The following is an 11220-nucleotide window of genomic DNA, read 5'->3' on the forward strand; positions in this document are numbered from 1 at the left end:
CTATCTGGTTCCCCAGGTGTAGGTCTGCTTCCGGAGCTTGAGGTAGACGAAGCTCTCGGTGGACCGCACGCCGGGAAGCGTGCGGATCCGCTTGTTGATCGTCTCCAGGAGATGGTCGTCGTCCTCGCAGACGATCTCGATCAGCAGGTCGAAGGAGCCCGCGGTCACGACGACGTATTCGACCTCCGTCATCTCCGCGAGCGCGTCGGCGACGTGTTCGATGTCGCCCTCGACGTTGATGCCGACCATCGCCTGCCGCCGGAACCCCACGGTGAGCGGGTCGGTGACGGCGACGATCTGCATGACGCCCTGGTCGAGCAGCTTCTGGACGCGCTGGCGGACGGCCGCCTCGGACAGGCCCACGGCCTTGCCGATGGCGGCGTAGGGACGCCTGCCGTCCTCCTGGAGCTGTTCGATGATCGCCTTGGAGACGGAATCGATCACGAAGGCGCCGTTGGCGCCCCTGTGATCCGGAGTACGAGTGGCCACGCCCCCACTGTGCACGAGAGGTCAGCCGTCACGCAACCCTTGATCGATGAAATCCGTGGTTTGAGGGCTCGAATCTCACGGAATCCATTGTTTCGGAGTTTCGGCTATGTCGAATACCGCAGTGCTGCAGGTAGGCTGGTGCCCGTCTCACACATCGGACAGGAACAGGGAGAGGTGCAGTGAGCGAGCTCCGTACCTTGCGCAACCACATCAACGGAGAATTCCGCGACGCCGCCGACGGGCGCACCACCGACGTGGTGAACCCCGCCACCGGCGAGGTCTACGCGACCGCGCCGCTCTCCGCCGCCGCCGATGTCGACGCGGCCATGGCCGCGGCCGCGGCCGCCTTCCCGGCCTGGCGGGACACGACGCCCTCCGAGCGCCAGAAGGCGCTGCTCAAGATCGCGGACGCCTTCGAGGCGCGCGCGGACGAGCTGGTGGCCGTCGAGAGCGAGAACACCGGCAAGCCGATCGGGCTGACGGCCAGCGAGGAGATCCCTCCGATGGTCGACCAGATCCGCTTCTTCGCGGGCGCCGCCCGCCTGCTCGAGGGCCGCTCGGCCGGCGAGTACATGGAGGGCATGACCTCCATCGTCCGCCGCGAGCCGGTCGGCGTCTGCGCCCAGGTCGCCCCGTGGAACTACCCGATGATGATGGCCGTGTGGAAGTTCGCCCCGGCGATCGCCGCCGGCAACACGGTCGTGCTGAAGCCCTCGGACACCACCCCGGCCTCCACCGTGCTGATCGCCGAGATCATCTCCGGGATCCTGCCCAAGGGCGTCTTCAACGTCGTCTGCGGCGACCGCGAGACGGGACGGCTGATGGTCGAGCACCCGACCCCGGCGATGGCCTCCATCACCGGCTCGGTCCGCGCCGGCATCCAGGTCGCCGGCAGTGCCGCCAAGGACGTCAAGCGGGTCCACCTGGAGCTCGGCGGCAAGGCGCCGGTCGTGGTCTTCCAGGACACCGACATCGCCAAGGCGGTCGAGGACATCGCCGTCGCCGGCTACTTCAACGCCGGCCAGGACTGCACGGCCGCCACCCGCGTCCTGGTCCACGAGTCGATCCACGACGAGTTCGTGGCCCAGCTCGCCAAGGCCGCCACCGACACCAAGACCGGCGCCGCGGACGACGAGGACGTGCTGTACGGCCCGCTGAACAACGCCAACCAGCTCGCCCAGGTCACCGGCTTCATCGAGCGCCTCCCGGCGCACGCCAAGGTCGAGGCCGGCGGCCACCGCGTCGGCGAGAAGGGCTACTTCTACGCCGCGACCGTCGTGTCCGGCCTCCAGCAGGACGACGAGATCATCCAGAACGAGGTCTTCGGCCCGGTCATCACCGTGCAGTCCTTCTCCGACGAGGACCAGGCCGTGGAGTGGGCGAACGGCGTCGAGTACGCCCTGGCCTCCTCGGTGTGGACCAAGGACCACGGCCGCGCGATGCGCATGTCCAAGCGCCTGGACTTCGGTTGCGTGTGGATCAACACCCACATCCCGCTGGTCGCGGAGATGCCGCACGGCGGCTTCAAGAAGTCCGGCTACGGCAAGGACCTGTCCGCCTACGGTTTCGAGGACTACACCCGCATCAAGCACGTCATGACCTCCCTGGACGGCTGACGCCGCAGGGCGCGAGCCCACGCCGCGGCCCCGGCGCGACCCCCGCGTCCGGGGCCGTGGCACGTGCGCGTACGCTCCGGACCATGGAGGATCGAAGATCTCTTGAACAGCGCATACGCGCGTGGCTCGTTGTCTTCGTGGTGTGCCTGGTGCTGAGCGGCGTGACCGCGTTCCCGCTGGTGCACGAGGTGCGGTGGGTGGACGGCTGGGGTCTGCCCGGGGCCGTCGGCGACTGGATCGCCCACGTGCGGGAGGCGCTCGACGCCACCGACGCCGAGTACCCGTTCCTGATGTACGGGACGGACTGGCTCGCCTTCGCCCACCTGGTGATCGCCACGGCCTTCTACGGCGTCTGGCGCGACCCGGTGCGCAACGTCTGGGTCGTCGAGTGGGCCATGATCGCCTGCGTCGGGGTCGTCCCGCTCGCCGCGATCTGCATCCCGCTGCGGGGTCTGCCGCTGTGGTGGATGCCGGTCGACATGGCCTTCGGCGTCTTCGGGATCGTGCCGCTGCTGGTCCTGCGGCGGATGATCAAGCGGCTGGAGCACGCCTCCGACGGCGCGTCAGCCGTGCCGGCCGGCGTCTGACGGCGCACGGCGGTCCCGGCCGCCGTGCGGAAAGCGGCTCAGCGGCCGCCGAGTTCCGCGCGCAGCACGTCGATGCGGTTGCTCGTGACGGCGTCCACGCCGAGCCGCTCCATCCGCCGCATCGTCCGGCGCAGGTCCACCGTCCACGCCGCGACCAGCAGCCCCTCGCCGCGCGCCCACTCCAACAGGGGCGCGCGCACCAGCCCGAAGCGCAGGTTGATCCAGCGCGGCCGCAACTCCGACAACAGCAGCGGCGGCACGGCCGCGGAGGTCTTCCAGGTCAGCGCGATCTCGGCGGCCGGGTCCAGGTCCCGGACCGCCAGGACGGCGGCCGCCTCCCCGCAGTAGTACGTACGGTCCCCGGCCCCCGCCTCCCGGACGGCGGACAGCACCGGGCCCGCGGACTCCGGCAGGGTGAGGTCGACCAGCGCCCGGCAGCCGTCGACCGCGGCCAGCGCGTCGTACAGCGTCGGGACGCCCGCCGGCAGCCGGTCCGCGGCGAGGCCGGCGACGGGGGACTCCACCCCCCACAGCCGCTTCAGCGTGGGGTCGTGGAGCAGCACGGGCACCCCGTCGCGGGTCAGCCGTACGTCCATCTCCACCGCGTCCGCCCCCGCGCGCAGCGCGCTGCGCAGCGAGGGCAGGGTGTTCTCGCGGTGGCGGTACGGGTCGCCGCGGTGGGCGACCGCTAGCGCCGCCATCCCGCCAGGTGGGAGTCGATCTCGGCGGTGAGCTTCGCCTTGCCCGGGGCGTCGAGGAAGGAGGCCTCGACGGCGTTCCTGGCGAGCTGGGCCAGGCCGCCCTCGTCGAGCTGCAGCAGCCGCGCGGCCACCGCGTACTCGGTGTTGAGGTCGGTGCCGAACATCGGCGGGTCGTCGCTGTTGACGGTGACGAGCACGCCCGCGGCCACCATCTCCTTGACGGGGTGCTCGTCGAGCGTGGCGACGGCGCGGGTCGCGATGTTGGAGGTCGGGCAGACCTCCAGCGGGATCCGGTGCTCGGCCAGGTGGTCCAGCAGGCGCGGGTCCTGGGTGGCGCTGGTGCCGTGGCCGATGCGCTCGGCGCCCAGCTCGTTCAGCGCGTCCCAGATCGTCTGCGGGCCGGTGGTCTCGCCCGCGTGCGGCACGCTGTGCAGACCGGCCGCCCGGGCGCGGTCGAAGTACGGCTTGAACTGCGGGCGCGGCACACCGATCTCGGGACCGCCCAGGCCGAAGCTGACCAGCCCGTCCGGCTGCAGTTCGGTGGCGATGCGCGCCGTCTCCTCCGCGGAGGCCAGCCCGGCCTCGCCCGGGATGTCGAAGCACCAGCGCAGCACGATGCCGAGCTCCGCCTCGGCCGCCTTGCGCGCGTCCTCGATCGCCTCGACGAACGCCCGGTCCGGGATGCCGCGGCGGACCGAGCTGTACGGGGTCACGGTCAGTTCGGCGTAGCGGATGTTCTGCCGCACCATGTCGCGGGCGACCTCGTACGTCAGCAGGCGCACGTCCTCCGCGTCGCGGATCAGGTCGACGACGGACAGGTAGACCTCGATGAAGTGGGCGAAGTCCCGGAAGCTGAAGTACTCGGCGAGCGCGGCGGGGTCGGTGGGCACCTTGGAATCCGGGTGCCGCGCGGCCAGCTCCGCCACGATGCGGGGCGAGGCCGAGCCCACGTGGTGCACGTGGAGCTCGGCCTTCGGCAGCCCCGCGATGAAGGCGTCGAGGGATGACGCGGTGTCGGACATGGGGTGATCCTCCTGCGGGGTGGTCGGCAACCGCCATCGTAAACGCGGAATTGCCTCGGCCCGGTGTCTTCGCAGGCCATAGCATTGCCCGACGTAGCCACCAGGAAGGCAGCGATGTCCCACGACCCCGAGAACCCGACGCCGCGCGACGCCGCGAGCGACACCCCCGCAGCGGCGGCCCCGTCGTCCTCGGCGGCCCCGGCGGACGCACCGCCCGCCCCCGACTACGAGCTGCCCGCCCCGGCCCCGGCCCCGGCACCGACGCCGGCGGATGCCGCGCCGGACGGCGCCGCGGAGTCCGACGCCCCGGCCGGGGACGGGGGTACGCAGGTGCTGGGCGGCGTGGCGCCCGTTGACGCGGTGCCGTCTGCCGATGCGCCTGTCGGCGCTGCGGGGGCCGATGCCCCGGTTGTTGCGGACGCGCCTGTTGCCGTGCCGGTCGCGGATGCCGGGGACGGGGGTACGCGGGTGCTGGGCGGCGTGGCGCCCGTTGACGCGGTGCCGTCTGCTGACGCGCCCGGTGCCGTCGCGGAGGCCGGTGGCTCGGCGGTTCAGGACGCGCCTGTTGCCGTGCCGGTCGCGGATGCCGGGGACGGGGGTACGCAGGTGCCGGGAGGCGTCGTGCCCGCCGGTGCCCCCGCGGGGGTGGGCGACGCTCCCGCCGCCCAGGCCGCTCCCGCGCCCGCCGTGCCGCCCTTCGGGGTGCCCGGGCCGCGGGATCCGTGGGCACCGCCGGTGCCGGTCGCTCCCGGGTACGGGCAGCCCGGTGCGCCGGCCGGGTACAACCCCTGGGCGCCGCCCGTGCCGCCCGTACCGCAGGCGCCGCAGGACCACATGACGCTGACCAAGCGGCCGGTGCCCGAGGACGCACCCGCGCCCGGGCCGGGGGAGCAGCCGCGCGACCCCTGGGCGCCGCCTGCCCCCGACGCGGGGGCGACCGTCCCCCCGCAGCCGCCGTACGCCACGTACCCCGGCCACCCCGGCGACACCGGCCACACCGGCTTCCCCGGTCACGCCGGCTTCCCCGGTCACGCCGGCCCGCCCGGCTACCCCACGTACCCGGGCTACCCCGCGTACCCCGCCCACCCCGGCTACCCGGCCCACCCGGGCTACGCGATGGGCCCCTACGGCGGGTGGGCACCGCCGGCCGCCCGCAACGGCGTCGGCCTGACCGCGATGATCCTCGGCATCGTGGGCGCCGTCATGGCCATCTCCTGCTTCGGGGCCTTCCTCGGCCTCCCGCTCGGCATCGCGGCCCTCATCTGCGGCATCGTCGGTCTGCGGATCGCCCGCCGCGGCGAGGCGACCAACCGGCCACAGGCGCTGACCGGTCTGATCCTCGGGATCGTCTCCGTCGTCCTGTCGGGCGCGATGATCGCCCTGGTGGTCGGCGGGATCGACGACGGCTGGTTCGACGGGGGGCCGGACGACGACCTCATCACCTCGCGCAACGGCGACTGGGAGTCGCCGCTGGACGCCGACGGCACCGCGCTCTACGACGACGGCGTCCACGTCACGCTGTCGGACGCCGAGCGGACGGTCGCGCTCCCGAACGACATGCTCCAGGGCGGTACCGCCGTCACCTTCTCCATCGAGTTGGAGAACACCGGCGACGTCACCGCCGACCTGGGCGAGAGCGAGGTCTCGGCCTACGGCGACGACTTCGACGACGAGGGCCTGCGCGACCTGACCACCGGCGTGGGCCTGCCCGAGTCGCTGGAGCCGGGGGAGCGCGCGAGCAGGGAGATCACCGTCGTCGTGCCGAAGGACGACGACGACGGCAGTTTCGAGGTCGAGGTCGCCCCCGGTTACGCCTACGACTACACCTACTGGGTCCTGGACGTGCCGTAACACCCGTGCCGCGCGGGCCTCATCGCCGGACCGCGTCCAGCGCCAGCAGGGCCACGTGCAGCGAGAGGCAGGACTCGACCTGGTCCAGGTCGATGCCGAGGACGCGTTCGACGCGGTGCAGCCGGTCGTAGAAGGAGGGCCGCGACAGGTGCGCGGCGTCGGCCGCGGCCGACTTGTTGCGGCCGGCGTCCAGGTAGACGGTGAGGATCCGGACGAGGTCCGTGCCGTGCTCGGCGTCGTACGCGAGCAGCGGGCCGAGTTCGCGCTCGACGTACGTCTGCAGCCGTGCGTCGTCGCGCAGGAGGTGCAGCAGACCGCGCAGCCGGACGTCCGGCAGCCGGTAGTACGCCCGGCCGCCGCCCGCTCCCACCCTCTTCTCGGAGGGCTGCGCCCGGCCGCCCTCGCCGCGCCCGCCGTGCATCGCGGCGTCCGCGACCTGTGCCGCCTCCAGCAGGGTGCGGCGGGCGTCGCGCAGCGAGCCGACCGAGGAGCCGGCCGCCATGACGAAGGCGGGGCCGCCGTCGGGTGCGGGCTCGGTCAGCCGGGTGAGCGCGGCGGCGAAGTCCTCCAGCGCGGTGTGCTCGTGGTCGGACGGGCCGAGGGAGACCAGCACGCCGACGCCGCCGTCGTCGAGGGTGCCGGTGAGCGCGGTCAGGCCCCGCTCGCGGACGGCCTGGGCCGCCGTCTCGGTGAAGTCGCGCAGCTGGGCCTGTGCCTCCAGCGCGGCCGAGGCCGGTCCGCCGCGCAGCCGCAGCATGACGCCCACCAGCCGCCGGCCCTCCAGCGGCACGCCCAGCGCCCGGGCCCGCAGCGCCACGTCGGAGACGGTCAGGGCGTGGGTGAGGATGCCGGAGAGGAGGGTGCGGTGGGTCTGCCGTTCCAGGGACTCGCGGTCGCGTTCCAGGAGCCGGTTGAGCGCGAGGGTGGCGGCCCCGCGCTCCAGCAGCACGCTGTGGCGGTGCGGGCGTTCGGCCGGTTCCGGCCCGGCTTCGGGCTCGGGCCCGGGCCCGGAGGCGGACCCGGACGAGGGGACGGGCCCGGAGGCGGACCCGGACGAGGGCGCGGGCGCGGGCTCGCCGACGATCACCAGCCTGCCCCAGTCCCGGCCGCGCGCCCCGACGGCGGTGACCAGCCAGCCGCTGCGCGGGTCGTGGCCGGTGCGCCCGGCCGGGTGGACGCCGCGGCTGCGCCGTTCCCAGCCGTCGAGCAGGGCCTCGGGATCCCGGCCGGCCGGGTCGAAGGCCAGCACCTGGTGGGAGAGGTTCTCCAGCACGACGGGCGCGCCCGCCATCCGGGCCACCTCGCGGACGACCTCGCCGGGCTCCGCGCCCTCGACGGACAGCTCGTTGAAGGTCTGGTGCACCGCCTCCGAGGCCCGCAGTTCGGTCAACTGGGCGTCGACGACGTGGGCGTGCACGGCCTCGGTCACCGCGACGAAGCGCACCTCGGTGCGGAGGGCCACCAGCGGCAGTCCGCGCCGTTCGGCGGCGCGGACCAGGGGGCGGGGGAGGACGTCCGCGTAGCGCCGGCCCAGTTCGACGACGAGCCCCGCGGCGCCGACGTCGGCGAGGCCGTCGATGTAGCGCGCCAGGGGCTCCTTGTCGTCGGGCAGCATCACGCCCGTGGTGAGGACCAGCTCGCCGCCGTGGAGCATGCCGGCGATGTCGGCCAGCTCGCTGATGTGCACCCAGCGGACCGGGCGCTGCAGGCCTCCGGAGCCCGCGACGACCTGCGGCGAACCCCGCCTGAGCACGTCCAGTTCCAGGACCTCGGCGACGGTGGGGAACACGGGTGACCTCCGGGGCGGAACGGGGCGGAACGGGGTGGATCGGGGCGGTACGACCGTCCGGTGCGTCGTGCCACGGTAACCGCAGGGTGTAAAGGCCCCCGTGGCACGCCATGCGATGTGTCGGTTGCCCGACGTACCCGGCGCCCGGCATCGTCCACCGTGACGATCTGCTGCGGGCGACAGGTGAACACAGAATTCGTCGCGTAACCAAAAGGCAACAACGGAATCACTTGTTGGGGCGAGCCTACTCTGTCAGGATCGTCCACCAATCCAAGCTTTGGCCACGCCGCCGAGCGGAGTGCGAGGAGAAGACGATGGACCTCAGCGCGAACGGCGCGTTCGATGTGCGGGAGCGTTTCGCCGAGGGAGCCCAGTACATCGGCGGAACCCTGCGCGGCGGAACCTCCGGCCGGCCGCACCCCGTGGTCGACCCGGCCACCGGCGAGACCGTGTACTCCTACGAACTCGCGGGCACCGCCGACGTGGACGCCGCCGTCGCCGCCGCCGCGCGGGCACTGCCGGACTGGGCCGGCGCCACCCCCGGCGAACGCTCCGACGCCATGCACCGCTTCGCGGCCGTTCTCGCTGCGCAGGCCGCCGAGTTCGCGTACGCCGAGTCGCTGCAGTGCGGCAAGCCGCTGCGGCTGACCACGGAGTTCGACGTCCCCGGCACGGTCGACAACACCGCCTTCTTCGCGGGCGCCGCACGGCAGCTGGAGGGCAGGGCGGCGGGGGAGTACTCCGGCGACCACACCTCCTACGTGCGGCGCGAGCCCGTCGGCGTCGTGGGCTCCGTCGCGCCGTGGAACTACCCGCTGCAGATGGCCGCCTGGAAGGTCCTCCCGGCGATCGCCGCGGGCAACACGATCGTGCTCAAGCCGGCCGAACTGACCCCGCTGACCTCGCTGATGTTCGCGCAGGCGGCGACCGGGGCGGGCATCCCGGCGGGCGTGGTCAACGTCGTCACCGGGGCGGGCAAGGAGGCGGGCGAGCACCTGGTGGGGCACCCGGACGTCGCGATGACCTCCTTCACGGGCTCCACCGCGGTCGGCAAGCGCGTCGCGGAGATCGCCACCGCCACCGTCAAGCGGCTCCACCTGGAGCTCGGCGGCAAGGCGCCGTTCGTCGTCTTCGACGACGCCGACCTGGAGGCGGCCGTCCACGGCGCGGTCGCGGGCGCCCTGATCAACACCGGTCAGGACTGCACCGCCGCCACCCGCGCCTATGTGCAGCGCCCCCTCTACGACGCCTTCGTCGCCGGCGTCGCCGACCTCTTCTCCGGCATCCGGGTGGGCGATCCGTTCGACGCCAAGACCGACCTCGGCCCGCTCATCTCCCACGCCCAGCGCGACCGCGTCGCCGGCTTCGTCGAGCGCGCCCGCGCCTACGCCACGGTCGTCACCGGCGGCGAGGCCCCCGCCTCGCCGGGCGCGTTCTACCGGCCCACGCTGGTGACCGGCGCCGCGCAGGACAGCGAGATCGTCCGGTCCGAGATCTTCGGCCCGGTACTGGTCGTGCTGCCGTTCGACAGCGATGATGAGGGCCTGGCCATGGCCAACGACACGCCGTACGGCCTGGCCGCGTCCGCGTGGACCCGCGACGTCTTCCGTGCGGGCCGTGCCACCCGTGAGATCAAGGCGGGGTGCGTCTGGGTCAACGACCACATCCCGATCATCAGCGAGATGCCGCACGGGGGGTACAAGGCGTCCGGCTACGGCAAGGACATGTCGGCGTACTCCCTGGAGGAGTACACGCAGGTCAAGCACGTGATGTACGACAACACCGCGGTCGCCAGGAAGGGCTGGCACCGCACGATCTTCGGCGACCGCTGACCCCCGGCCGCACCCCCCCGCGGACCGTCCCCCACCGGCCCGACAGTCCGTCCGTCCCACGCACCACCGTCCCTGGAGGCCGCACCGCAATGGAGATGTTCGAGGGCCTGTCCGAGCCCGTACGCAAAGCGTGGGAACGCAGCCTGACCAGCGGGAGGGCATCCCTCAGCCGGCGCCGGGTGCTCGGCGCCGGCCTCGCAGTCGCGGGCGCCGGGGCGCTGTCCGCCTGCGGCATCCCGGCGGCGACCAACAACCAGGGCGGCATGAAGAGCGACGACCTGTCCGACAAGGACAAGTCGCTGGTCTTCTCGAACTGGCAGCTCTACATCGACATGAGCGACGACGAGAAGCACATGCCGACCCTGGAGGCCTTCGAGAAGAAGACCGGGATCAAGGTCAAGTACAGCGACGACATCACCGACAACGTCGAGTTCTTCGCCAAGATCAAACCGCAGCTCGCCGCCGGTCAGTCCACCGGTCGCGACCTGGTCGTCCTCACCGACTGGATGGCCGCCCGGATGATCCGCCTGGGCTGGGCCCAGCCGCTGGACCCCACCTACCTGCCGAACGCCTTCACCAACCTGGAGCAACGTTTCCGCAACCCCGACTGGGACCCCGGACGCGCCCACTCCTACCCCTGGCAGGGCATCGCCACCGTCATCGCCTACAACGAGAAGGCCACCAAGGGGAAGAAGGTCGGCAGCGTCTCGCAACTGCTGGACGACCCCGACCTCAAGGGCCGCGTCGCGATGCTCAGCGAGATGCGCGACACCATAGGCATGACCCTGCTCGACATGGGCAAGCAGCCCGAGTCCTTCACGGCGGACGACTTCGACGCGGCCGTCGCCCGCGTCCAGAAGGCCGTGGACGGCAAGCAGATCCGCCAGTTCACCGGCAACGAGTACACCGACGGCCTCGCCTCGGGGAACATCGCCGCCTGCGTCGCCTGGGCCGGCGACCTCGTCCAGCTCCAGGCCGACAACCCCGAGATCAAGTTCGTGATCCCGTCCGCCGGCTACATCTACTCCACGGACAACATGCTCGTCCCGGCCGGCTCCAAGCACCGCAAGAACGCCGAGCTGCTGATCGACTGGTACTACCGGCCGGAGATCGCGGCCGAACTCTCGGCCTGGGTCAACTACATAACGCCCTGCACGGGCGTCTACGAGGAACTCCTCAAGATCGACGAGGACGTGGCCAACAACCCGCTGATCATTCCCAACGCGGAGATGAAGGCGAAGGCCCATCCCTTCCGGTCGCTCTCCGCCAAGGAGGAGACCGCCTTCGAGGACAAGTTCGCCAAGCTCATCGGCGCCTGACCGGCCACCGCAGT

Annotated in this window: 9 protein-coding genes; 5 read left to right on the top strand and 4 right to left on the bottom strand. The window is 72.4% G+C overall.

Annotated features, from left to right (window positions below):
- A complete protein-coding gene (locus tag ACFZAU_RS26240) occupies positions 1-504 on the bottom strand; it encodes an Lrp/AsnC family transcriptional regulator (protein ID WP_500464710.1) in 504 nt (167 codons plus the stop codon).
- Positions 505-668: 164 nt separating this feature from the next.
- Between ACFZAU_RS26240 and ACFZAU_RS26245 the strand changes: the two genes are divergently transcribed.
- Positions 669-2105 (top strand): gamma-aminobutyraldehyde dehydrogenase, encoded by a 1437-nt coding sequence (locus tag ACFZAU_RS26245; protein ID WP_500554196.1) that lies wholly within the window; start codon positions 669-671, stop codon positions 2103-2105.
- 83 nt (positions 2106-2188) lie between these two features.
- Positions 2189-2692, top strand: a complete 504-nt coding sequence (locus tag ACFZAU_RS26250) for a hypothetical protein (RefSeq protein WP_500554197.1) — start codon at positions 2189-2191, stop codon at positions 2690-2692.
- Positions 2693-2730: 38 nt separating this feature from the next.
- Here ACFZAU_RS26250 and ACFZAU_RS26255 read toward each other — a convergent pair whose 3' ends face one another.
- Both ACFZAU_RS26255 and ACFZAU_RS26260 read right to left on the bottom strand, forming a co-directional pair.
- Positions 2731-3393 carry a glycerophosphodiester phosphodiesterase gene (locus ACFZAU_RS26255; protein WP_500554198.1) on the bottom strand — a complete coding sequence of 221 codons (663 nt, stop codon included), beginning with the start codon at positions 3391-3393 and terminating at the stop codon, positions 2731-2733.
- On the bottom strand, positions 3381-4415 hold the full coding sequence (locus ACFZAU_RS26260; protein ID WP_500464706.1) for an adenosine deaminase: 1035 nt from the start codon (positions 4413-4415) through the stop codon (positions 3381-3383). The genes ACFZAU_RS26255 and ACFZAU_RS26260 overlap by 13 nt, the downstream gene beginning before the upstream one ends.
- A 621-nt stretch (positions 4416-5036) precedes the next feature.
- Here ACFZAU_RS26260 and ACFZAU_RS26265 point away from each other — a divergent pair.
- Positions 5037-6266, top strand: a complete 1230-nt coding sequence (locus tag ACFZAU_RS26265; protein WP_500554199.1) for a DUF4190 domain-containing protein — start codon at positions 5037-5039, stop codon at positions 6264-6266.
- Positions 6267-6285: 19 nt separating this feature from the next.
- On the opposite strand, the gene ACFZAU_RS26270 is transcribed toward ACFZAU_RS26265, so the two are convergent.
- Entirely contained in the window at positions 6286-8055 is a 1770-nt protein-coding gene (locus tag ACFZAU_RS26270) for a PucR family transcriptional regulator ligand-binding domain-containing protein (RefSeq protein WP_500554200.1), read from the bottom strand.
- A 314-nt stretch (positions 8056-8369) separates the two neighbouring features.
- Between ACFZAU_RS26270 and ACFZAU_RS26275 the strand changes: the two genes are divergently transcribed.
- Together ACFZAU_RS26275 and ACFZAU_RS26280 are read left to right on the top strand one after the other, a co-directional pair.
- Positions 8370-9887 carry a gamma-aminobutyraldehyde dehydrogenase gene (locus ACFZAU_RS26275; RefSeq protein ID WP_500554201.1) on the top strand — a complete coding sequence of 506 codons (1518 nt, stop codon included), beginning with the start codon at positions 8370-8372 and terminating at the stop codon, positions 9885-9887.
- A gap of 89 nt (positions 9888-9976) precedes the next feature.
- Positions 9977-11206 carry a polyamine ABC transporter substrate-binding protein gene (locus ACFZAU_RS26280; protein ID WP_500554202.1) on the top strand — a complete coding sequence of 410 codons (1230 nt, stop codon included), beginning with the start codon at positions 9977-9979 and terminating at the stop codon, positions 11204-11206.
- Positions 11207-11220 lie beyond the last annotated feature (14 nt).

Origin of the sequence: Streptomyces sp. NPDC008238 (genome assembly GCF_042956445.1) — a bacterium.
Lineage (GTDB): Bacteria > Actinomycetota > Actinomycetes > Streptomycetales > Streptomycetaceae > Actinacidiphila.